The sequence below is a fragment of the Halomonas sp. ND22Bw genome (assembly GCF_003011945.1).
Classification (GTDB): Bacteria; Pseudomonadota; Gammaproteobacteria; order Pseudomonadales; family Halomonadaceae; genus Halomonas; species Halomonas halophila.
Genome location: NZ_PXWD01001453.1, coordinates 1 through 248 on the forward strand (window position 1 = coordinate 1; position 248 = coordinate 248).

Below are 248 nucleotides of genomic sequence, written 5' to 3' on the forward strand. Positions count from 1 at the left end.
GAGCTCCCCTCGGTCCCGGTTCCGCCGCTGGACGGCCCGTCCTCGCTGCTGACCGCGAAGATGTCCTCCTGCAGGCCGGTCAGGCCGGTGTTGCGGGCCACGATGTCGGCGAAGGTCTGACCGTCGACTTGGTTCTGGTAGAAGTCGAAGTTGTCGAACCGGTCGACGTAGTAGAATCGGTCGCCTTCCTGCAGGCGATCGAACTGCTCGTGCAGGACGACCCAGAAGGTCTGCCCGACGACGCCGTT

1 protein-coding gene is annotated in these 248 nt (G+C 64.9%); it reads right to left on the reverse strand.

Going from position 1 to position 248, the window contains the following annotated elements; translation table 11 throughout:
* A partial coding sequence (locus CVH10_RS23030) for a peroxidase family protein (RefSeq protein ID WP_146143332.1) occupies nt 1-248 on the reverse strand: 248 nt, incomplete at both ends.